The following is a 21994-nucleotide window of genomic DNA, read 5'->3' as shown; positions in this document are numbered from 1 at the left end:
GACGTGGCTCTCGACGGCATTCGGGCTTGGAGCCGCATGCCCGGGGGTTGCCGAAGCGATCCACAGGCTGGTCGTCAGCGGGAAGGCAGCCGCCTCCCCGACTCCGCTGCGGCGCCGAAGTAGTCGCCGCCCTTGCGCTTGACGTCGTCCGTGCCCCAGGCCTGCTCACCGCCCGCGGCCGTATCGCCGTTTCCGTTCTGCCGCAGCGGTGCCTTGACCAGGCGCGGTATGTGCTTCGAGCAGTGGATGTAGGCCTCCTCGACCTCCACCTCCACCCATATCTGGGGGCGGCGGCCCGGCACCGGGTCGACCGGCAGCTGCGGATACCTCCGGCGCATCGCCTCGTCCGTGACCAACTGCGCCCGGCCGTTGACGTGCAGGCCGATACGGTCCTGAGAGAAGTCGATCATCAGGATGCCGACGTGCGGGTTCTCCCGGATGTTGCCGAGCGAGGCCATCACTCCGTTCCCGCGGTACTCCGGGTACGCCAGGGTCGTCTCGTCAAGTACCCGGAGAAAACCGGGCGGTCCGGCCCGGAACGTGTTGTCGCACTCGCCGTGGCGGTCCGCCGTGGCGAGGAAGAACATCTCCTGGCGGGCCACGAACTCCTGCATCCGCGGGTTCAGCCGGTCCAGTACCTGCTCGTCGTAGAACCGGTCCGCGCGGTCGAGGGTGCCCAACTCACGCTGCATCCGGTGTTCGCCGTGGCTTCCGGGCCGGTCGACCCGCTCGTCGTGATCCAACGGTCCTCCTGACAGCGATTCCTTCAGGGCACCAGCCGAGGAGCGCCACGGCCGCGTAGGAGAGACTAGAGCAGGTCGCTCGCAGGGCTCTTCGAGGGGCGGCCGCGGGCTTGTGCGCCTGATGGTTCCGACACCGCCACCATGACCCGGACGGTCCGCGGCCTGGAACAGGCCGGCTTTGTCCGCCCACGGCTGCCGGCCGTGCCCCGCGTCGGGAGGGCGAGCGGGTCTGGAGCGAACTCGAAGACCTCACGACCGAGAGCCTCTCCGACGCCGAGTGTGCCCAGGCCCTGCTCGCCCTGGAACGCCTGGAAGGAAACCTCGTGCGAGCTGCCGAGGAACCCTCGGGGCCAGACGCAGAGGACCAGAAAGAGGGAAGGTACGGGGCGTTCCCTCAAGCGACGTCCGGCTCCGGGGACTGGGCGGACCGTGTAGGACGTAGCGACGGAAGTGAAACGTCGAGGCGCGCCGCGAGATCGGCATAGGCGATGCCGAAGGTTTCCACCACGGTGGCGCCTTCGGGGCCCACGCGGAACGTCGCGAGGTCGGTGTAGACGCGGTCGACGCAGCCCAGCCCGGTCAGCGGGTACGTGCACTCCGGCACCAGCTTGGGCGAGCCGTCCTTCGCGAACAGCGTCATCATCACGAAGACCTTCTTGGCGCCGATCGCGAGGTCCATCGCGCCGCCGACGGCGGGGATCGCGTCGGGCGCGCCGGTGTGCCAGTTGGCCAGATCACCGACGGCCGAGACCTGGAACGCCCCCAGCACACAGATGTCCAGGTGGCCGCCGCGCATCATCGCGAAGGAGTCGGCGTGGTGGAAGTAGGCCGCTCCGGGCAGTTCGGTGACCGGGATCTTCCCCGCGTTGGTGAGATCGGGGTCCACCTGGCCCGGGCCGGCCGCGGGGCCCATGTGGAGCATGCCGTTCTCGGTGTGCAGGACCACACCCGACCCTTGGGGGAGGTGGTCGGCGACCAGCGTCGGCTGGCCGATGCCCAGATTGACGTAGGAGCCGTGCGGGATGTCGCGCGCGACCCTGGCGGCCATCTCGCCCCTGTCCAGCGGCCCGCGGTCGAGGTGCTCCACCGGTGCAGTGGTCGTGTTCACGCTGCCGGCCCTCCCGTTCGTACGATGCGGTCGACGTAGATGCTCGGTGTCACCACGGCCTCCGGGTCGATCGCACCGACCTCGACGATCTCGCCGACCTGCGCCACGACCGTGGTGGCGGCGGTGGCCATGACCGGCCCGAAGTTGCGGGCGGTCTTCCGGTACACGAGGTTGCCCATGCGGTCCGCCCGGTGCGCGCCGATCAACGCGACGTCGCCCCTGATCGGGTACTCCAGGACATAGGTACGGCCGGCTATCTCCCGGGTCTCCCGGCCCTCGGCGAGCGGCGTACCGACGCCCGTGGGGGAGAAGAACGCCCCGATGCCGGCCCCGGCCGCGCGCATCCGTTCGGCGAGAGTGCCCTGCGGTACGACCTCCAACTCGATCCGCCCTTCCCGGTAGAGCCGGTCGAAGACCCACGAGTCCGACTGGCGGGGGAAGGAGCACACGATTCTGCGCACCCGGCCCTTGGCCAGCAGTGCGGCCAGCCCGGTGTCGCCGTTGCCCGCGTTGTTCGACACCACCGTCAGCTCGCTCGCGCCCTGCCGGATGAGGGCGTCGATCAGCTCGACCGGCATCCCGGCCATGCCGAACCCTCCGACCAGCACGGTCGCCCCGTCCTCGATGCCCGACACGGCCTCGTCGGCGTCCGCGCACACCTGAACGCTCATCGGCTCGTCTCCGACACGTTCTCCAGGACGACCGCGAGGGCCTGTCCGACGCCGATACAGATCGCGGCGACGCCCCACCGCTGCCCCGACTCGCGCAGCCGCGCGGCGAGGGTGCCGAGGATCCGGCCACCCGAGGCGCCCAGCGGATGGCCGATCGCGATGGCGCCGCCCTTGGTGTTCACGAGGGCCGGATCGATGTTCCAGGCGTCCACGCAGGCCAACGACTGCACGGCGAACGCCTCGTTGAGTTCGACCGCCGACACGTCCGACCAGGAGATCCCGGCCCGCTTCAGGGCCCGCTCGGCCGCCTCGACCGGCGCGAACCCGAACATCTGCGGGTCCAGCGCCGACACCCCGCGCCCGGCGATCCGGGCCAGAGGCGCAAGACCGATGTGCCGCGAGGCCCTCGCCGAGGCGATCAGCACGGCGGACGCGCCGTCGTTGAGCGGCGAGGCATTGCCGGCGGTGATGACGCCGTCGGGGCGGAACGACGGCTTGAGCCCGGCCAGCTTCTCCGGGGTGGAACCGGGCCGGATGCCCTCGTCGGCGTGGAGACGGACCTCCCCGTCCTGTACGACCGGAACGACCAGGTCGTCGTAGAAACCCGCGTTCCAGGCGTCGTTCGCGAGCTGGTGCGAGCGGGCGGCGAACTCGTCCTGCCGCTCCCGCCCGATGGCGAACCGGTCGGCCAGCTGCTCGTTCGCCTCGCCCAGTGAGACGGTCCACTCCTTGGGCATGCGGTCGTTGACCAGCCGCCAGCCCAGGGTCGTGGACACGGCGGTCACATGGCCGGCCGGGAAGGCGCGTGACGGCTTGGGCAGCACCCAGGGCGCACGGGTCATCGACTCCACACCGCCGGTGAGGACGATGTCGGCGTCGCCGCTCTCGACGGCACGAGAGGCGATGATCGCCGCGTCGAGCGAGGAGCCGCAGAGCCGGTTGACGGTCGTGGCCGGCACCGAGGTGGGCAGGCCCGCCAGGAGGACGGCCATCCGCCCGACGTTGCGGTTGTCCTCGCCCGCACCGTTGGCGTTGCCCCACACCACGTCGTCGATCAGGGCCGGGTCGAGAGACGGTGCCTTGGCCAGGGCTCCTGAGACGGCGATGGCGGCGAGGTCGTCGGGCCGGACGTCGGCGAGCGCCCCACCGAATCGTCCGAACGGCGTCCTGACTGCGGCGTAAATGAAGCTGGCAACCATGGATGCACCGTAGGTCTGCCGGATTGATCTCGTCCAATACTCAGTTTCGCTCAATCCATCACCCACACAGATAAGCTGTGGTCATGGAGCTTCGGCACGTTCGCTACTTCCTCGCCCTCGTCGAGGAGTGCCACTTCGGCCGCGCCGCCCAACGCCTGCACGTGGCGCAGTCGGCCCTCTCCCAGCAGATCAAGCAGTTGGAGCGGGAACTCGGCACCCCGCTCTTCCACCGGTCGACGCGGCGGGTCGAAGTCACCGATGCCGGTCGCCACCTGGCCGGCTATGCCCGGTCGATCCTCGCCGAGGTGGAACGGGCGGAGGAACAGATGGCCCTGCTCGCCACCGGCCGCGCCGGACGCGTGTCCATCGGGTTCGTCGGAACCGCCACCTACGACATCCTGCCGAGGATCGCGCGTACGGTACGGTCACAACTGCCAGGCGTATCCCTGGAGCTGCGCGGCGAGTTGCTCAACCCTGAACTGGTGGAAGGCCTGCTCGACGGCACCTACGACCTCGCCCTGCTGCGCACCGACACACCGGTGGACGCCGCCGTCGCCCTCACCCCGCTGCGGTCCGAACGGCTCGTGGCCGTCCTGCCCACCGGCCATCCACTGGCGGATCACGCCGAGATCCCGCTCGCGGCACTTGCCGCCGAGCCCTTCGTCGTCCACCCCTCCCGCGACCGCTCCTCCATGCACGGCCGGGTTCTCGCGGCATGCGCCCGGGCCGGCTTCGAACCCGCCACGCTGATCGAGGTCGGCGAGACCGCGACCCTTGTGGTGTTCGTAGCCGCCGGCAACGCCGTTGCCCTGGTCCCGGAGTCGGTGCAGAGCCTCCGCCTCGACGGCGTGACGTACCTGCCGCTCGTCGAGAACGAGACGGTTGATCTCGCACTGGCACGGCGCGCCGGGCACAACGCACCGGCGACGGAACGGGTGGCGGCGGTGATCCAGGGGTGCGTCGGGCACTGAGGGCTGTGCCGCGCCGATGGCCGCGATGACCGTGGTGGCCGTGGCGGATGTAGGCGCGGGGCCGGGGGCGGGATTTCTGCCACTGGTCGCGCTCGGACCGGCGTTCTCCGCGACGGCGGTCATGCGCGCGCAGGGAGGCGGAACTCGCCGATGTCCGCTCGACGGCGGAGCTGGCACAGCGGGTGTTGCTGCGACCGGTGCCGCGGAACGCGGGTGCGCTGCAGGCGGTGGTGTCGTACACGTCGGCGGTCGCCACGGCGCGGATCGGCGGTGACCTGTACGAGGTGGTGGCCTCGCCGCACGGGATCCGGGTGATGGTGGGGGATGTGCAGGGCCAGGGGCCGAGCGCGGTGGAGACGGCGGCCGTGGTGCTCGGGCCCTCCGGGATGCGGCCCACGACGAGACCGACTGGTGGGGCTGGGCGATCGGCCGGAGCGCACTTGCTGTCCCTGGTGGCTGGACTTCCGGCCTAGTGTGCGCCGGGGCGTGTGCCTCGGGGCGTGGCCAGGATTTCGCGGCCGCGGTCCGGGGTGATCAGCTGGGCCAGGACCGGGTCGGCGAACAGGGATATCGGGGCAATATGGTCCTCGCACACCGGGTGCCACAGGCGCAGCGCTGCACGGAGTTCGGGCCAGGCTTCGGCACACAGGTCCGCGCGGGCCTCGCGGACCTGGGCGGGGCCGGACAGCAGGTCGGGTTCGGGCCGCGGGTCGCCGCCCGCGTACAGGGTGACGACGAGCGGCCCCGTACGGATCGGCGGTCCGTCGGGAGCCTGGAAGGCCGGGTGTCCGGCCAGGCGGTCGGCGACGGCGTGCACGGCCGCGTCGAAGTCGGGTCCGCCGAAGGTGAGCCGGAAGCCCGGCTCGGCCGCCCGGGCCTCGTAGTCGGCGACGAGCGCCCGCACAGGTTCGGGCGCGTACTCCTTGAGCCGTGGCAGGGGCCGCAGGTCGTGGCGGTGCGCGAGCTGGTCGTGCCGGATCAGGAGCGGCAGGAGTTCCGCGGCGAACAACGGGCTGAGCAGGAGGTCGTCGTACCCCACGCGGTACCACATCAGGTTCGCGATCTGCCCGCGCCAGTCGCCGAGCATCGCCTTCATCTGCATGCTCAGCACGTCTGACCGCTCCCGCCCGTACTCGTGCGCCTCGGCGAACACTGACAGAGGTCCGTCGACCGCCCCGGCCAGCGCCTCGCAGCGGGCCCGCTCGACCTCCGCGTCCCAGTGGTCCCGGGTGGCGCCCGGCGGCTTGCGCAGGGCGTGGAAGGACACCCACTGTCGGCGCATGAGGTCGTGGAAGGAGCCGTAGCGCTCCGGTCCCTCGCCGGACCAGGAGGCGAGCCAGTACGCCGCCCACTCGCCGTCCTCGTCCACGTCGTCCGGGTCGAGCAGCATGACCGCCGCGTCACCCTCGAGGGACAGGCGCAAGGAGCGGGCGAGGACCTTCGCCTCCTGAACACCGAACGCCTCCTCACCGTCCTCGTCCTCCTCGACGTCGTCCTCCGCGAGGTCTTCCCAGACCTCGATCCAGGTGCGGTCGTCGGTGTCCCGCAGCCATGCCAGCTCCGCGGTGCCCGCCAGGCGGTAGATGAAGTTGCCCGCGTCCCGCCACCCGTTGGTGACCAGCAGAAACTCCCGGAGCGAAGGCGGCAGCCGGCGCCCCAGCCGGGCCTCGGCCGCGGCGACCTCGGCCTCACTCGCCGGCGCGAACCCGAGCCAGGCGTCCCGCAGGACCTCCTGCGCGAGCGGCGCGTCCTTGTCCGGGTCGTGCCCGGCGATCCACTCCGCGCTCCACTGCTCCAGGAACGGCCGCCACGCCGTACGCTCACCCATTGTCCCCCGCCTCTCGTTCTCCCCGTCGCCTGACTTCACTTCACCACAGGGGTACGACAACGGGTTCGCGGCCCGCTCGGCTACGCGCGCCTGCCGCGGGAAGAGATCGAGAACGTGGCCGCGCCGCGACCCCGGGCTTCGAGAGAGCCAGAGGTCCCGACCGCCGGCGATCAGCACGAGCTCGTCCTTGAGGGCGGCCGCCGTTTTCGGGGACAGGGCTGTGCACCAGCGACCACCTGTGAAACAGCCGCGGGTCGAAAGCCTGCGTCGACACGCTGCCGGGTTCGGACGGCGGGGCACTGCTGATCGGCGAGCGGGGCCGAACAGACCTCACGTGCCGGGATGCGTGGTCAGCGGTCGCGTCTTTGCGGCCGTTCGTTCTCTCTGCCGCCAGGTTCCGGGTGGTTCTCCGTGGTGGCGGCGGAAGGCGGCGGCGAAGGCGAAGGGGGAGCCGTAGCCGACGGCGTCGGCGATCTGGGCCAGGGTGAGGTCGTCGGCGCGCAGGTGGTCGCGGGCGATGGTCATGCGCCATTCGGTCAGGTACTGCATGGGGGCCTTACCGAGTGCCTCTCGGAACCCGCGCGCGAAGGCGGCCCGGGACAGGCCGCTGATGTCGGCGAGTTCGGGCACCGTCCACGGGTGGGCCGCGTTCTCGTGCATGGCTTGCAGCGCGGCTCCCAGCCGTGGGTCCGCGGCTGCCCGGTACCAGCGTGGTGCGGTCGCACTGCGGCGGAAGTCGCTGCGGATGGCCAGGACGAGGAGCAGGTCCAGAAGGCGGTCCAGGACGATCTGCTGGGCGAGTTCGCTGCGGACGAGTTCGCGGGACAGCAAGGTGATCACGTCCCGCAGGGGATCGTCGTCGGCCGCCGAGAGGGTCATGACCTGGGGCAGTGCGTCCAGGAGCCCGCTGCCGACGTCGCCGGAGAACTGGTAGGCGCCGCACAGGAACACGGTGGCTCGCGGGTTGTCGCTGGGGCCCATCCGGGCGTGGCGTGCCCGGAATTCCTCCGGCTCCAGGCAGGCGGCGCCCGGCTCATGTCCGATGTAGTGGTCCGGACCGCCGCGTACCAGCGTGACGCTTCCTGGTAGGAGCTCCACGGTGCTGTCGGGGGTGTTCAGCCAGAGGTAGCCGCGGCCGCGGACGACGGTGTGCACGGACAGCTGTATCGAACCGCCCAGCCGCAGTCCCCACGGCGGTTCGGCGACGGTCCGCGCGAAGACCGCGCCGGTGGCGCGTGCCCGCACCAGGTGGTCGGTCAGCAAGTCCATGGAATGAGCTTGACCAGCCCCGGCATCCAAGGTCAAGGCGTGAGAGCCTCACGTAAAAGACCGAGCGAATCACACATGGACCAGCTCGATCGCCGCTCCGAGCATGGAGTCATGAACAACGAAGCCTCCACCGCACTCATCCTCGGCGGCACCGGCCGGTCCGGCACACTGGTGGCCGAGGCGCTCGTCCTGCGAGGAATCGCCACCCGCACCGCGGCGCGCAGCGGGGCGGAGGTCCGGTTCGACTGGGACGACCCCGCCACCCACGCGCCCGCTCTGGCCGGCGTCGACCGCCTCTATCTGGTGACGCCCACCATGCGGGTCGGCTACGCCGACCAGGTCGGCGCCTTCCTGGACCTCGCCGAGGCGGCCGGCGTGCGCCACGTCACCTACCTGAGCGCGTACAACGCCGACCAGGCGCCGCCAGAGATCGACATCGCCGACGTCGAGGCCGATCTCGCCTCCCGGAACGGCATCACGCGCGCGGTCCTGCGTCCGTCGTGGGTGATGCAGAACTTCGCCGACGACCACCTCCCGGTCATCGACGGAGTGATCACGGTCCCGAGCGCCGGCAACAGGGAAGCCTTCGTCGACGCGGCCGACATCGCGGCGGTCGCGGCCGAGACGCTGCTGGACCCCGAGGCCCACGCCGGCGTCACCTACTCGCTCACCGGCCCGCAGGCCCTCACCTTCCAGGACGCCGCGGACACCATTGCCGCCGTGAGCGGCCGCCCCGTCGCCCATCACGACCTCGACCAGGAGACATGGATCAACGGCGCGCTCGCCGCGGGACTCCCCGCCGACTACGCGGTGGTACTACGCTGGCTCACCGGCGCCGTCATCACCGGCAACGGCTCCGTGCCCACCGGCGACGTCGAGAAGGTCACCGGCCGGCCGGCCACCACCTTCCGCGAGTTCGCCGAGCGCAGCGCCCACGCCTGGATCTCGGGGGCGAAGTGAGCAAGACCGTCGACGACAACGCTCCCTTCGGGGCGAACAGCCCGTTCTTCCACATCATCAAGGAGGGGCTGGACGGCCTGGTCGACGGGGAGGACTACTACGACCTGCTGGCCGAGGACGTGGTCTTCGAGTACGTGATCACCGTGCCGGGCTACCCCCGGCGGGTCGAGGGACGACAGGGAATCATCGACCTGTACAGCGACTACGACGACTACATCAAGCTGCACAGCGCGGACAACCTCCGCGCCCACCGGGACCGTGAGACCTCGACGATCGTCCTGGAGTACGAGGTCCACGGCACATCGGTCAGGACGGGAAGGCCCTACGACAACCGCTTCGTCTCCGTCGTGACGATCAAGGACCGCAAGGTGACGCACTGGCGCGACTACCTGGACCCCACCGCCGTATTCGACGCGCAGGGATGGCCACAGGGCGGCCGCTCGTAAGAGCCGGTGCAGCCCACCGAGGCCGCAGTCACCCAGGCGATCGGCCTGCGAAGGCACCCCACCGCGGGCCGGCGGCGGTCTTCCGGAGGTACAACGACCTGCCCCGGACGGCGGATGCGCCGGGCACTCCCCGTCCTCGACCGCCTCCGGGTCCCGCAGGGGGCGCAGGCCCCGGCCGGGGCCGCCGGCCTTGATGTGAACAGGTGGCTGACCCTCCTGGCCCTCGCGGTACGCCTGTCGGATCTGGTCCCGGCCGCCGTGGCAGATCGCGCGGGCCCGCTTGTCCGGTCCGACGAGCAGTGTGATCATGATTGCCGGGGTGAGCAGGTTCACGGGCTCGCGTCGAAGAACGTCAGTGGGTGCGTCCTTGTGCCGAAGCCGATGGCGGGCTCACGGCCCGTACGAATTGGGTCTCGGCGGCACTGACGGCGGCGGCCGGGACCGGCACAGGCCGGCGGGCCGTGTCGCTGACCTTGATCAGGACGGCGACCAGCAGCCAGTTGGCGACCATGGAGGAGCCGCCCTGGGCGAGGAAGGGCAGCGCCTTGCCGGTGAGCGGGATCAGGCCGGTGACACCGCCGCACACGACGAACACCTGCAGCATGACCGCCGTGGACAGGCCGGCGGCGAGCAGCTTGCCGAACGGGTCGGTGACGGTCAGGGCCGTGCGCAGCCCGCGTTCGGCGAGCAGCGCGTAGAGCAGGATGACGAGTGTCACCCCGACCAGGCCGAGTTCCTCGCCGACGGTGGTGAGGATGAAGTCGCTGCGCCCGGCGAAGCCGATGAGTTCCGGATGGCCCTGGCCGAGGCCGGTGCCGAGAATGCCGCCGGAGCCGAAGCTGAACAGGGCCTGGGCGGCCTGGTCGGAGACCAGCCCCGCCGGGCGCTGGTCGGGTGGCAGAAAGATGTCCATGGGGTGCAGCCAGGCGACGACACGCCCGTGGACGTGCGGTTCGAAGGAGCCGACGACGAAGGCCCCGATGGCGAACATGACGATGCCGAACACCACCCAGCTGGTCCGCTCGGTGGCGACGTACAGCATGATCACGAACAGGCCGAAGAAGATCAGCGAAGTGCCGAGGTCCCGTTCGAAGACCAGGACGAGCAGGCTCAGGATCCACACGGCCGCGACCGGCCCCAACTGCCGCCCGCGCGGCAGATACATGCCCATCAGGCGCCGTCCGGCGATCGCGAGGGCGTCCCTGCGCAGCGTCAGATACCCGGCGAAGAACACCACGATGACGATCTTCACGAACTCGCCGGGCTGGAAGGACAATGGCCCGATGAAGATCCACCGCTTGGCGCCGTAGACGTCCCCGGGGTAGAACGCCGGCGCCATGAGCAGGATCATGCCCACGGCGATCGTGACGTACGGATAGCGCTGGAGCCTGCGGTGGTCCTTGAGCAGCACCACTGCCCCACCGAAGACCACCACCGCGATGCCGCACCACATCAACTGCCCGGGCGCCGCAGCCGTCGCGTGCCGGTAGAGGGTCTGGTACGCGATGTCGAGACGGTGGATGAGGACGAGCCCCAGGCCGCTGAGCAGGGTGGCCAGCGGCAGGATCAGCGGATCGGCGTGCCGCGCGAACCGGCGTACGGCGACGTGGCACACCAGCGGCAGCGCGGCGGCGGCCGGGCACGTCAGCGCCATGCCGGACGGCAGCTTCCCGGTGAGCGCGAGGGCCGTCTCGGCGTAGCCGCAGCAACAGATGAGGATGGCGCCGAGCAGCAGGACCAGCTCCAGTCCCCGGTCACTCAGGCGCCCCGACCGGCCCAGCCCCACGGCCACTCTCGCCGGTCCACGCCGACCCGTCATGACTTCCCCCTCGGTCCTGGTTCAGGCTCGCTGCGCGACCCGCCCAGGGAGACAGCCGACAGGGATATATGGTTGCGTAACAAAACAAATGAAATGCCCCGTCCACCGGGACCGTTCGGGCCCGTACCCCGACACGGAGAAGCTCTGCACGCCGGTCGTGTCAGCCGACGAGCCCAGGCACAGAACTCCGAGCGGTACGGCCACCAGGGGGTGCCGACCGCGGGCGATGCGCCAGGTGAGCAGCAGGAGCAGCGGCCACACCAGGTAGAACTGCTCCTCCACGGCGAGCGACCAGAAGTGCTGGAACGGTGACGGCGGGCTGCTCTGGGCGAGATAGTCCGTACCGGTCGCCGCCAGCCGGACGTTCACCACGTACAGGGCGCTGGCGAGGGCGTCGCCCGCGTACTCGGCGAACCGCGCCTGCGACAGAAACAGCCACGCCCCGCCCAGCGTGACAGCAGTGACCAGACACGACACGGGAAGCAATCGCAGTGCCCGGCGGGCGTAGAAGGAACGCACCGACACCCGGCCGACGGTGGCGAGTTCGCGCAGCAGGAGCGCCTGGCATATCGGTATGGGGCACGTGCCTTCTCGATCCGGCCCAGGTGTCGCCGCAGCTCGCTCCTGGTCGTGTGCAGGATCCGGAGGCCCGCCGTACACCGCCGCGAGCAGCGTCAGCTGCCCCAGCCCCGGGCCCAGCCCAGGCCCAGGAAACCCGCCCGGGAACCGCAGGCTGGTGCAAAGGTGATGCCAAGCGACCACCATCTGCGCAATGGGCCCGGTCGGCACTCATGGGCCGCACGTGGTCCGTGCGGGTGTTCGGCGTCAGGTAGCTTCTTTATGTCGGTTTATTCATTTTTGAGGTGTTCGGTGTGGTGGGATGGTTCCACTCGCTTCGAAGACTGGCGGCGGAGGAGCCTGTCGCGCCCCGGGGTCTGCCCGCCCAGGACCTCGGCGTGTCGTCCCAGCTGTCCGCGCTGCGTACGGCGGCGGCCCGGATCGGCACCACACTGGACGAGGACACCACGTGCGGGGAGCTGACTCGTGAGGCCGCCAGGCAGGCGGGCGGAACGGCGGCGCTACTGCGGCTCACGACACAGTCCGGCGTCGAGTACGAAGCCGTCAGCGGGAACCCGGCCGTGCTGCCCGATGCCCGGTGGGCCGCATCCGTGACACAGGAGCCGCCGGCACCGGGAGACAACAGGGCTGCTCGCCCGGCACCCGGCGGGCCCCGCCAGGCCCTGTGCGTACCACTGGCCACCAACGGGCACGACTACGGCACGCTTGTGTGCGCCCGGGACGGCGCACCGTTCACCCGCCTGGAGACGGCATTCCTCGCCTTTCTCGCCGAGCACGCCGCCTCCCACATCCGGCACGCCCGGGAGCACGACCAGGTCAGCGGCATCGTCGGCAAGCTGCAGCGCGCCCTTCTCACGGAACCCGCACCCCAACCTTGACGTCGCCATCCGCTACCTGCCGGTCGGGCAGAGCGCCGTGGTCGGCGGCGACTGGTGCGAGACCGTCCGGCTGCACTTCGGCCGGACCCTGCTCATCGTCGGCGACGTCATGGGACACGGCTTGGAGGCAGCCGTCGACATGACCGCCTACCGCTCCTCGCTGCGCTACATCGCCTCCGCCGACCTGCCACCGCACCGCGTACTACGCCAGCTCGACGACATCGCCTCCAGGGAGCCGGACCGCCGACCGGCTACCTGCCTGATCGCGCGCCTCGATCCCAACCGCGGCCAGGTGACCCTGGCCAGCGCCGGGCACCTGCCCCCAGCCGTCATCGACGGACAGGGCCGTACCGACCTGTTGCCGATTCCTGTCGGCCCGCCCCTGGGCACCGGCCTCGGCGGCTACGAATCAGCCACTTACCAGCTCGAATCGTCCCAGACACTGATGCTCTTCACAGACGGGCTCGTCGAGCGTCGAGGCGAGGACATCGATCAGTCCTTGGCCCGGCTGTCCGGCGTCGGCATCGAAGGCGACGCGGGTGTCGAGAACGTCCTCGACACCGTGCTCACCCGCCTCGACGCCGGCCACGCCGAGGACGACGTGGCAGTCCTGGCCGCCCGGCTGCACCATCGCCCCGGCCTCACCTACGACGCCCGACGCTGAACGGCCTGCTCTTGTGCTGTCGATGGAGGTGCCGACCCGACCCGGACTCGCCTGGACGGCGCCGACCCGAGCGAGGCCGACCTGACCGGCGCCCACACCAAACCCGCTCAGCGCCGCCCACGCCGCACGGGACATCACAAGGGTGAACGGACGCGTTCTCTGCTGATCGTTTCAAAACGACGTTGCCGTCCCATTTCCCTGGTCACAAGTCGCAGGCATCCTGCCAGCCGCAGGCGCCGCAGAGGACCAGACGCAGAGCACGGTCGTGGAGGTGATCGACGGTGAGGTACGGGCGCAATCGCTCACTGCTCGCACCGCACCTCGGGCAGGACGCGAACAGGCCCAGGCGGCTGAAGTCGCTGATGACCACGGTGTGTTCGGAGTAGTGACCGCGAACCGCCGGTGCGGGACCGGTTGCTCGGCCCATGTGCACGATCATGGCCGCCGTCCCCTCTGTCACGGGTTCCTTGCTGCTCGCGAGGCGTATATGGCGCAGGTCACTGAGGGAGCGCGGCAGCGGTGTGGCGTCGAGGCGCACGGGTACGAGGCGGGCAGCCCCGGTGTCAGTGAGTCCAGCGGGCAGGCCTGTATCCCCCAGGCGTCCGCCCCACGCGGCCAGTGCGGCGACGGACCACAGGAGGACGACCGTGTCGTCATCGGACGAATCAGAGCAGAAGTTGTCAGCGTCGCATACGACATCGGCCCCACCATGCCTCAGCAGGGTTGCGAGGGAAGAAGCGACATTCTCGTCCTGAGGCCGGTACGAGAGTCGGATGCGCATGATTCATGCTGCGACAGCGCGGCATGCCACCACTCACGCTTTACGAACACCGGACCAACGGCGGCCGGTCACGCATCCATGATGCGATGCGGAGCGCTGATGAGCCATGAGCCGTGTGCATCGTGAAGGCCGGCGATGACCGGCCAGCCGTTCGCGAAGGTCCCTTGCCGGATGTCGAGTTGGCCCCGGAGTTGCAGTTGCCGGACCGGCCCTGGGCCGGTTGACCTGCGACGTCGGCGCCAACCAGCAGTGGATGGTCGTCCGACCGCCACCGGCAACTCACCGACGGCTGTGGCCAGTTCAGCGGATCAGAGACCGCCGCCTGTTGTGGCTCCGGCTGAGGGCCGGCGGCGATTCACGAGGCGAGGATGCGCAGCCCGTCGTACGAAGGGCTGGCAGGTTCCGCCGCCCAGACCACGAGTTCCTGCTCGGAACGTTCCCCGACCAGCCTGGCCGGCTGCGCGTCGTCGGGGTGCCGGGCGGTCGGTACGCGCGTCGGTGAAGAGAATACGGACGTGCGCAGGCCTGCCACCCGCTGCGGGCCACGGTGTCGGGTAGGCCGACGCATTCCACGGTTCACGGCCGAGAACCGTGCGGCGAACCAGGCTCTTGTCGAGCACATCGCACAGCTCGCACAGGCCGAGGACGCCACGCCCGGAGAGGTCGCCCTCGCCTGGCTCCTCGCCCAGCATCCGTCGATCGTTCCCATTCCCGGAACGCGGCGTATCGCCCGCGTCGGGGAGAACACCGGCGCCCCCCGCCTACCGCTCTCCGCGGACGAACTCGCCGACCTGAACGAGGTCGCCGCCGCGTCGGGGTACGCGGAGACCGCTACAACGAGCACCACATGTCGCTGGTCGGCAAGTAGCGGACGACCGGCGGGGCTTGATGGCACCTCGGCAGGTCAGCCATGCCGGTGGCTCCGCAGACGTCCTGGGAGATCTGTACTGAGAGGGGTGTGTCAGAGTCTGCGCATGCTCGAGATCGTTGTGAAAACCGAGAACCGGGAGCGGCACGTCCGTGTGTCCGCCGATGAACTGGCCGGGTTGGTCCGGAGAATCGGTGGTGACGGTGACCGGTTCCTGGTGGTCCAGCGGATACCCGACCTGCCTGACGTCTTCGCCCAGGTCTGGCACGAGACCGGTGCCGACTACACGCTGGAACACCGAGACGGTGCCGCCGACCGACACTTCCAGGCGCTGGTCGGCGGGCCCGAAGCCGTGATCGCGGCGATGACCGGCTGGGCCCGCCAGGAGGCCGGTTGGGACGGTGGTCCGGCCTGGTCGCTGCTGGACATGGGCCCCACCCGCGAAGTGCCGCTGCTCGACCTCGCCGAAAACGAGCGCATGGAGTGGGAGAAGCGCGTCCGCGAGGTGCTGGTCGGCGGGTACGCCTCCCGCGCCGAACTGGCCGAGATCGCTGAGGAGTACCTGGTCACCGAGGACCGTCGGCCGGTCTCGCGCGAGCAGTCGGAGGCGCTGGCCGACCGGTTGTGGCTGGAGCGGGTCGCGGAGCAAGCCGCATGGCAGGGCGAGACCGACCCTGAGCGACTCACCCGCGCGTTCACCGCCCTGCAGGAAGCCGGGATCACAGCCCGCGAGAACTTCACCTGCTGCCGCAGCTGCGGCCAGTCCGAGATCGGCGGCGAAGGCGGGCCCGACGCCCGTGGTTTCGTCTACTTCCACGCCCAGTGCACGGACTCCGCCGCAGCGGGCCACGGACTGATGCTCCTCTACGGCGGCTTCGACGGCTCGGCCGAGACCACCGCAGCCATCGGCCGCGAGGTCGTGGTGGCCCTCGAAGCAGTCGGCCTCCACACCGAGTGGGGCGGTGACCCCGGCCGGGCCATCACTGTCACCCCTGTGGACTGGCGCCGCCGCCTGGTCGGTTAGGGCCAGGCCCTCCCTCCCGTATCACCGATCGATGTGCGGGGGTGCTCAGCGAAGGCGTACCGGGAGGGAGCGGTGACCGTTGGAGATGAAGGAATCCACCGGTTCCAACTCGTCCTGAGGCACCGCGAGTTGCAGATCCGGAAAACGCTCGAACAGCGCCGGCAGCGCGGTCCGCGCCTCCAGCCGCCCCAGCGGGGCGCCCAGGCAGAAGTGCACGCCGTAGCCGAAGGCCAGGTGCTCCTTGTCGACGCGGGTGGCATCGAAGCGGTCCGCGTCGTCGCCGTACTTGCCGGGGTGGCGTCCGGCTGCGGCGTACGCGGCCAGGATGGCCTCACCCTTGCCGATCACGACTCCTTCGGGACCGCCGAACTCGCTCATCGCCAGATCCTCCACGGCGTATCGCAGCGGCAGACTGGCGACCGGCGCCTCGACGCGCAGCGTCTCCTCGATCACGTCGTTCCACGAGGCGTGGCCGCTGCGGACGAGCGCGAGTTGGCCGGGGTGGGTGAGCAGTGCGTGAATGGCGTTGTCGATGAGGTTGACCGTGGTTTCGTGGCCCGCGCTGACCATGAGCACCAGGGTGTCGAGGAGTTCCTGCTCGCTGAGGCGGCTGCCACCCTCGTCGTGCCGCGACGCGATGAGGGCGGACGTCAGGTCGTCGCCGGGTGACTCCCTTTTGGAAGCGACGAGTTCGGCGAGCGCCGCGTAGAACCGTGTGTAGATGTCGGTGACCTCCTCCGGTGTGGCGGAGGTGTGGAAGATGCCGTCCACAACGGCCCGAAGCTCCGCACCCTGGTCCTCGGGCAGGCCGAACAGTTCGCTGATGACCTGGATCGGCAACGGGTAGCAGAACGCCTCGCGCAGATCGACGACCCGTCCGTCCTGTCCGGTCTGCTCGACCCGGTCCAGCAGGTTCTTGGTGATCTCTTCGACACGAGGCTGGAGTGCGGCGGTACGACGTGCGGTGAACGCCTTGGAGACCAGGGCCCGCAGGCGTTTGTGCTCGCCGCCGTACGCGGTGAACATGTTCTGCACCGCGACCCAGGTGAACAGCGGCCATTCCGGGGCGATTTCGCCGTTGATCCAGCGGGTCCAGTGGCGGCGGGGGTCCTTGGAGACGCGCGGGTCGGTCAGCAGGCGCTTGAGCAGATCGGGGGAGCTGACGGCCCATGCCGCAACCCCGTGGGGGAGTTCGACCAAGGTCACCGGTCCACGCTCGCGGATACGGGCGGCTTCACCGTGAATGTCGCGTCCGGTGGGGTCGATCACTAAGGGGTCGGGATGTCCCATCGCAGCCTCACAGAGTCTCGAACGTCGATACGAAGCGTTACGCTACTTCGCCGTAGCGTCGCCGGGCGAGCCCTCCTGGGGGACTGCTGCAGGCCCCAGCCTGGCCCCGGTGACGGGGTCGATGTACTGCTGGCGTGAATGGTGCCGCCTGCCGCGAGGGCGGCGACGACCGCCGGCCGGACACCGATGCGCGTGGCCGCCTCGATGGGGACCTGGAAGGGGACGCGTCATGAAGTCCGCTGTGGATCGCTACCGCGGGCCACATCAGGTCTACGCCCCGGCGCGCGCTGAATCCCCTGGCTAGGCTGGGGCTGATCACGGTTACCGACGAGGGGGGCCCGAGGTATGAGCGGGAGAGTGACGGCGGTCAGCAGCAACGGGGATTACTCGTTCACCAAGCCGAACCGGGACAGCGTCAGACTGCTCGCCGGGCTCGGTGTGGAGGGAGACGTGCACGCCGGTGTGACGGTCAAGCACCGCTCGCGCGTCGCGCAGGATCCCACCCAGCCGAATCTGCGCCAGGTCCACCTCATTCATGAAGAGCTCTTCGCCGAGGTCGGTGAAGCAGGGTTCAAGGTGGCGCCCGGCGAACTCGGCGAGAACATCACCACGCGCGGCATCGATCTGCTCGGTCTGCCGGTCGGCACCTTGCTGCGCATCGGTGCCTCCGCGGTCCTGGAAGTCACCGGCCTGCGCAATCCCTGCCTGCAGATCGACAACTTCCAGGATGGGCTGCTCAAGCAGGTCGTCGGCCGTGACGATGCGGGGAACATCGTGCGCAAAGCCGGAATCATGAGCATCGTGAGGGAAGGCGGCGTGGTGTCCCCCGGAGACACGATCGAATGGGAACTTCCCAGCGGTCCGCACCGCCCCCTGGACCGGGTCTGACCATCGGTCGGGCGGCCGGGCGTACCCCCTTCCGATCCGCCGAGAGGGCACACGCCTGGCGTCGGCGCTGCGGCGGACATCGCAGCTCGCACCCTGGCGGTCACTCCTTCGGTGCGTTCCACAGCTCCCTTAGTTCTGCCCAGCTCGGTGCCGGACTCGTCAGGGCGGTGGGCTCGGCGCTGGGCGCGGTGCGCAGCCCGGCGAGGACCAGGTCGAGGTAGCGCAGGTGCAGCGCGCCGGCACGCTCACCGGCGACGGGGATGCGCGCGGTGAGGTGTTCGAGCAGCAACGGGACATCGGCGGAGGTGAAGTCGGTGCGCAGCACGCCTGCCCGGTGCGCGTCGCCCACCAGGTCGTCGAGTGCGGCCCGGAGCCGGTCGGCGGCGTTCACGATGTCGTCGGTGGCCGGTAGCCGGCCACCGATCAGAGGGAGAAGTGCACCGCCCGGCTCCTGCGCCGACAGTACGTCCCGCAGGAAGCGAGCGAACGCGGACCAGGGGTCGGGCTCCTCGGAGATGGCCGCACGTGCCTGCGCGACCAGGTGTTCCATCGCTGCGATGCGCATCCGCTGGGCCAGCAGTTCCTTGCTGGGGTAGCGGCGGTAGAGACTGCCCATCCCGATGCCGGCCCGACGGGCGATCTCGGAGACGGGAGCGTCCCAGCCGCGCTCGGCGAAGACCTCGCGCGCGGCCTGGAAGAGGCGGGCGTCGTTGCGGTCCGCCTCCCGCTGTCGGCCTCGCGGTTTGCCTGCGTACGTGTCACCCATGGCGCGGATTCTCCCTCAGGGGCGTCCCACGCCGTGTCCGCCGTCGACGGTGACGACCGAGCCGGTGACGAAACCGGCCTCCGCGCCCACGAGCATCGCGATCACCGCGGCCACGTCCTCCGGCTCCGCGACCCGCCCGAGCGGGGTGCGGTCGGCCAAGCGCTGCTGGAACTCCACCGGTTGCCCGGCGCTGGCCTCGGTGCTCACGAAGCCGGGCGCCACGACGTTGACGTTGATGCCGTGCGGGCCGGCCTCATAGGCGACGAACCGCGCGAAGGTGTTCAGCGCGGCCTTGGCGGTGCCGTGTGCCGCCATGCCCACGGTGGGCGGGCCGTCGGCCACGGCGCTGGAGACGTACACGATCCGGCCCCCGCCCTGGGCGCCCATGACGGCCAGTGCCCGCTGGGTGAGGGTGTAGACGGACGCGAGTTCGTTCGTCACCTTGGCCTTGAAGTCGTCCCAGGACAGGCTGGGCAGCGGGGTCGGGGTGAAGCGGGCACCGGCGTTGCAGACGAGGACGTCCAGGCGCCCGTCCACGGCCGAGCGCTCCAGCAGGTCGGCCGCCTGACCCGGGTCGTACACATCGGCCTGCACCGCGAAGGCCTCGCCGCCGTGGGCCTCGATCTGCTTGACCACCCGGTCGGCCGCTTCGCGGTTCGAGAAGTAGTTGACTGCCACGCGGTAGCCGCGGTCCGCCAGCGCACGCGAGGTGGCCGCGCCGATTCCCCGGCTGCCACCGGTGACCAGGGCCGTCGGCTTGCTCGTCGTCTTCAATGTGTCCTCCGAGTCGGCGGAACGGTGTGTTCTGCATTCAACCTATCGGAGCGGAGCGCTCCGCTCAAAAGGTGAGTGACGTCGACCGCCTGCGGCTACGGACGTCTGTCCACGTCGCAGGCGGTTAGAGGGGCGGCAGCTCAGTCGACGTCTGTCGGCGTGTGCAGCACTCTGGCGTGTCCGACCCGGCGGGTCGGGCCGGTCAGCTGGATGGTGCCGGTGAGCCGGATGTCGGTGCTGGAGGAGCCGAGCTGGACCGTGATCTCGCCGGGTTCGACGATGCGGTGCAGTGCGGGGCCGGTGTAGGCGAGGCGGTCGGCATGCAGGCGGAAGGTGACCCTGCGCTCCTCGCCGGGTGCCAGGCGGACCCGGGCGAATCCCGTCAACTGCGTTATCGGGCGCGGCAGTTGCGCGACGGGGTCCGCGGTGTAGAGCTGGACGACCTCGGAGCCGGGGAGGCCGCCGGTGTTGCGGACCCGGCAGCTGATGTCTACCTCGCCGGCGGTGGTGATCTGCTCGGCGCTCAGCTCGAACCCGTCGTAGGCGAAGGTCGTGTACGAGCGGCCGTGCCCGAAGGGGTAGGCCGGGGTGGGGTCGAGGTTGCTCACGCCCTGGGTGTTGCCGCCGAGCGGGGCATGCAGATAGGTGCCGGGCTGGCCGCCCGCCGTCCGTGGGACCTGCACCGGCAGCTTGCCCGAGGGGTTGACCCGTCCGGAGAGCACACCGGCGAGGGCGGGACCGCCCTCCTCGCCGGGGAAGAAGGCCTGGACGACGGCGGCCGCACGGTCGGCGTACGCACCGAGCGCGTACGGGCGGCCGGAGACGACGAGCAGGACGACCGGCGTGCCCGTGGCCAGCAGGGCCTCGACCAACTCGCCCTGGACACCCGGCAGCGAGAGGTCCTCCGCGTCGCAGCCCTCGCCGGAGGTGCCGAGTCCGAAGAGGGCGGCGCGGTCGCCGACCACCGCGACACAGACGTCCGCCTGCCGGGCAGCTTCGGCCGCCGCGGCGATTCCGCCGCGGTCGATGTCCTTTACGGGGCAGCCCTGTTCGTAGGTGATACGGGTGCCGGGCAGCTCCGTGGCCAGCGCGTCCAGCAGGGTGCGGGCCTCGATGCCGTTGTCGTGCCCGGGGTGGTGGGGCAGGACGTGGTTGGGGAAGGAGTAGCAGCCGAAGAAGGCGTTGGCGTCGTCGGCGCACGGGCCGACGAGGGCGATGGATCCGGTGTCCGCGGCCAGGGGGAGTCGTCCTGTGCGGTTGTCCAGTAGCACGATGCTCTGCTCGGCCAGTTCGCGGGCGATGGCCCGGTGCGCGGGCGGGTCGAGGTCGACGGGCCCCTCGCCGGTCGCCGCCGGGTCGAAGTCGGCGTCCAGCAGCCCCAGTTCGACCTTCTGGCGCAGTACGCGCCGTACCGCCCGGTCGACGAGGTCCTCGGAGACGGTTCCCTCGCGGACGAGTGCGGCGAGGGGTTCGCCGTAGCAGAGGGTGTCGGGCAGTTCCACGTCGATGCCCGCGGTGAGCGCGCGGGCACCGGCCCCGCCCTCGGTCGCGGCGATGCGGTGCATGGTGCGCAGGAAGGCGATGGACCAGTAGTCGGAGACGACCGTGCCCTCGAATTGCCAGTCCTCGCGCAGCAGTCGGGTGAGCAGGGAGGGGTCGGCGCCGGCCGGCATGCCGTCCACGTCGGCGTAGGAGTTCATGACCGAGCGGGCGCCGCCCTCCCGGATCGCCGTCTCGAACGGCGGCAGGATCACGTCGGCGAACTCGCGCGGGCCCATGGAGACGGGGGCGTGGTTGCGCGCGGCCTTCGAGGCCGCGTAGCCGGCGAAGTGCTTGAGGGTGGCGATGATGCCCGCGCTCTCCAGGCCGCGCACATACGCCGTGCCGGTCGTGGCGACCAGGTACGGGTCCTCGCCGAGGGTCTCCTCGACGCGGCCCCAGCGGTAGTCGCGTACGACGTCGAGGACGGGGGAGAGGCCCTGGTGGACGCCGACGCGGCGCATGCTCGCGCCGATGGCGTGGGCCATGCGCTCGACGAGGCCGGGGTCGAACGCGGCGGCCCAGGCCAGGGGGGTGGGGAAGACGCTGGCGTGGTGGGTGGTGAAACCCGTCAGGCACTCTTCGTGGGCGATGGCGGGGATGCCGAGCCGGGTGCTGTCGATCAACTCGCGCTGCAGGGCAGCGAGTTGCCGCGCCCCTTCGGCCGGTTCGACCGGCTTGGTGCCGAACGGGCGGGTGAGATGGCCGAGTCCGTCCTTGCTGGCCTGTCCGAAGTCGGTGTGGCGGGCGAAGACGTCCTGCATGGGGGCGACGTTGCCGCTGACCCGCTCGACGCCGGGCCAGGCGCTGCCGAGCTGGGCGAGCTTCTCCTCCAGGGTCATTTCCGCGAGCAGGGCCTCGACCCTGTCGTCACGAGGGCAGGCCGGATCGGCCCAAGGTGTCGTCATGGTGCGTTCCTCGGGGTGGTG

The 21994-nt window shown here is 70.4% G+C and carries 20 protein-coding genes and 2 pseudogenes; 9 read left to right on the top strand and 13 right to left on the bottom strand.

The annotated features are described in order from the left end of the window. Positions 1-74: 74 nt before the first annotated feature. From ACFY1U_RS10800 to ACFY1U_RS10785, 4 genes are all read right to left on the bottom strand, one after another. On the bottom strand, positions 75-743 hold the full coding sequence (locus ACFY1U_RS10800; protein ID WP_390693768.1) for a pyridoxamine 5'-phosphate oxidase family protein: 669 nt from the start codon (positions 741-743) through the stop codon (positions 75-77). A 394-nt stretch (positions 744-1137) separates the two neighbouring features. Continuing rightward, complete coding sequence (locus ACFY1U_RS10795) at positions 1138-1791, bottom strand: 3-oxoacid CoA-transferase subunit B (RefSeq protein WP_390694504.1); 654 nt, start codon at positions 1789-1791, stop codon at positions 1138-1140. Between the two features lie 56 nt (positions 1792-1847). Then, positions 1848-2522, bottom strand: coding sequence for a 3-oxoacid CoA-transferase subunit A (locus tag ACFY1U_RS10790; RefSeq protein ID WP_390693767.1), 675 nt, complete (start codon positions 2520-2522; stop codon positions 1848-1850). After that, positions 2519-3721 carry a thiolase family protein gene (locus tag ACFY1U_RS10785; protein WP_390693765.1) on the bottom strand — a complete coding sequence of 401 codons (1203 nt, stop codon included), beginning with the start codon at positions 3719-3721 and terminating at the stop codon, positions 2519-2521. The genes ACFY1U_RS10790 and ACFY1U_RS10785 overlap by 4 nt, the downstream gene beginning before the upstream one ends. Before the next feature lie 83 nt (positions 3722-3804). On the opposite strand from ACFY1U_RS10785, the gene ACFY1U_RS10780 reads away from it, so the two are divergent. Both ACFY1U_RS10780 and ACFY1U_RS10775 read left to right on the top strand, forming a co-directional pair. Continuing rightward, a complete protein-coding gene (locus ACFY1U_RS10780; protein ID WP_390693764.1) occupies positions 3805-4692 on the top strand; it encodes a LysR family transcriptional regulator in 888 nt (295 codons plus the stop codon). Positions 4693-4708: 16 nt separating this feature from the next. Then, positions 4709-5133 (top strand): annotated as a pseudogene (locus tag ACFY1U_RS10775) (hypothetical protein); the annotation flags it as partial. 28 nt (positions 5134-5161) lie between these two features. Here the strand turns inward: ACFY1U_RS10775 and ACFY1U_RS10770 are convergent. After that, positions 5162-6520, bottom strand: a complete 1359-nt coding sequence (locus tag ACFY1U_RS10770) for an SMI1/KNR4 family protein (protein ID WP_390693763.1) — start codon at positions 6518-6520, stop codon at positions 5162-5164. A 330-nt stretch (positions 6521-6850) separates the two neighbouring features. Next, entirely contained in the window at positions 6851-7789 is a 939-nt protein-coding gene (locus ACFY1U_RS10765) for a cupin domain-containing protein (RefSeq protein ID WP_390693762.1), read from the bottom strand. Between the two features lie 111 nt (positions 7790-7900). Here ACFY1U_RS10765 and ACFY1U_RS10760 point away from each other — a divergent pair, with 111 nt between their 5' ends. Then, positions 7901-8749 carry an NmrA family NAD(P)-binding protein gene (locus tag ACFY1U_RS10760; protein ID WP_390693761.1) on the top strand — a complete coding sequence of 283 codons (849 nt, stop codon included), beginning with the start codon at positions 7901-7903 and terminating at the stop codon, positions 8747-8749. Beyond that, the gene (locus tag ACFY1U_RS10755; RefSeq protein ID WP_390693760.1) at positions 8746-9195 is read left to right on the top strand and encodes a nuclear transport factor 2 family protein; all 450 of its coding nucleotides are present in this window, start codon (positions 8746-8748) and stop codon (positions 9193-9195) included. Before ACFY1U_RS10760 ends, ACFY1U_RS10755 begins: the two co-directional genes overlap by 4 nt. Before the next feature lie 352 nt (positions 9196-9547). Here the strand turns inward: ACFY1U_RS10755 and ACFY1U_RS10750 are convergent, their stop codons facing one another. Beyond that, on the bottom strand, positions 9548-11014 hold the full coding sequence (locus ACFY1U_RS10750) for an FtsW/RodA/SpoVE family cell cycle protein (RefSeq protein ID WP_390693759.1): 1467 nt from the start codon (positions 11012-11014) through the stop codon (positions 9548-9550). Positions 11015-11035: 21 nt separating this feature from the next. Beyond that, positions 11036-11539 carry an acyltransferase family protein gene (locus ACFY1U_RS10745; RefSeq protein ID WP_390693758.1) on the bottom strand — a complete coding sequence of 168 codons (504 nt, stop codon included), beginning with the start codon at positions 11537-11539 and terminating at the stop codon, positions 11036-11038. 431 nt (positions 11540-11970) lie between these two features. On the opposite strand from ACFY1U_RS10745, the gene ACFY1U_RS10740 reads away from it, so the two are divergent. Then, positions 11971-12471, top strand: coding sequence for a GAF domain-containing protein (locus ACFY1U_RS10740; protein ID WP_390693757.1), 501 nt, complete (start codon positions 11971-11973; stop codon positions 12469-12471). Positions 12472-12508: 37 nt separating this feature from the next. Next, on the top strand, positions 12509-13135 hold the full coding sequence (locus ACFY1U_RS10735) for a PP2C family protein-serine/threonine phosphatase (RefSeq protein ID WP_390693756.1): 627 nt from the start codon (positions 12509-12511) through the stop codon (positions 13133-13135). Positions 13136-13337: 202 nt separating this feature from the next. On the opposite strand, the gene ACFY1U_RS10730 is transcribed toward ACFY1U_RS10735, so the two are convergent. After that, positions 13338-13673, bottom strand: a complete 336-nt coding sequence (locus tag ACFY1U_RS10730) for a hypothetical protein (RefSeq protein WP_390693755.1) — start codon at positions 13671-13673, stop codon at positions 13338-13340. A 611-nt stretch (positions 13674-14284) separates the two neighbouring features. Here ACFY1U_RS10730 and ACFY1U_RS10725 point away from each other — a divergent pair. Continuing rightward, positions 14285-14659 (top strand): annotated as a pseudogene (locus ACFY1U_RS10725) (aldo/keto reductase); the annotation flags it as partial. A gap of 231 nt (positions 14660-14890) precedes the next feature. Then, positions 14891-15808 (top strand): DUF6891 domain-containing protein, encoded by a 918-nt coding sequence (locus ACFY1U_RS10720; protein WP_390694503.1) that lies wholly within the window; start codon positions 14891-14893, stop codon positions 15806-15808. A 45-nt stretch (positions 15809-15853) separates the two neighbouring features. Here the strand turns inward: ACFY1U_RS10720 and ACFY1U_RS10715 are convergent, their stop codons facing one another. Then, complete coding sequence (locus tag ACFY1U_RS10715) at positions 15854-17098, bottom strand: cytochrome P450 (RefSeq protein ID WP_390693754.1); 1245 nt, start codon at positions 17096-17098, stop codon at positions 15854-15856. A gap of 345 nt (positions 17099-17443) precedes the next feature. Here ACFY1U_RS10715 and ACFY1U_RS10710 point away from each other — a divergent pair, with 345 nt between their 5' ends. Continuing rightward, positions 17444-17986 carry an MOSC domain-containing protein gene (locus tag ACFY1U_RS10710; protein ID WP_390693753.1) on the top strand — a complete coding sequence of 181 codons (543 nt, stop codon included), beginning with the start codon at positions 17444-17446 and terminating at the stop codon, positions 17984-17986. Positions 17987-18086: 100 nt separating this feature from the next. Here ACFY1U_RS10710 and ACFY1U_RS10705 read toward each other — a convergent pair whose 3' ends face one another. The 3 genes from ACFY1U_RS10705 to ACFY1U_RS10695 form a co-directional block, all read right to left on the bottom strand. Further along, positions 18087-18752 carry a TetR/AcrR family transcriptional regulator gene (locus ACFY1U_RS10705; RefSeq protein WP_390693752.1) on the bottom strand — a complete coding sequence of 222 codons (666 nt, stop codon included), beginning with the start codon at positions 18750-18752 and terminating at the stop codon, positions 18087-18089. Positions 18753-18767: 15 nt separating this feature from the next. Then, entirely contained in the window at positions 18768-19526 is a 759-nt protein-coding gene (locus ACFY1U_RS10700) for an SDR family oxidoreductase (RefSeq protein WP_390693751.1), read from the bottom strand. Between the two features lie 140 nt (positions 19527-19666). After that, entirely contained in the window at positions 19667-21973 is a 2307-nt protein-coding gene (locus ACFY1U_RS10695) for a glycoside hydrolase family 3 N-terminal domain-containing protein (RefSeq protein ID WP_390693750.1), read from the bottom strand. Positions 21974-21994 lie beyond the last annotated feature (21 nt).

The sequence above is a fragment of the Streptomyces sp. NPDC001351 genome, assembly GCF_042896045.1.
Lineage (GTDB): Bacteria > Actinomycetota > Actinomycetes > Streptomycetales > Streptomycetaceae > Streptomyces.
This window is presented reverse-complemented; position numbering and strand designations above follow the sequence as displayed.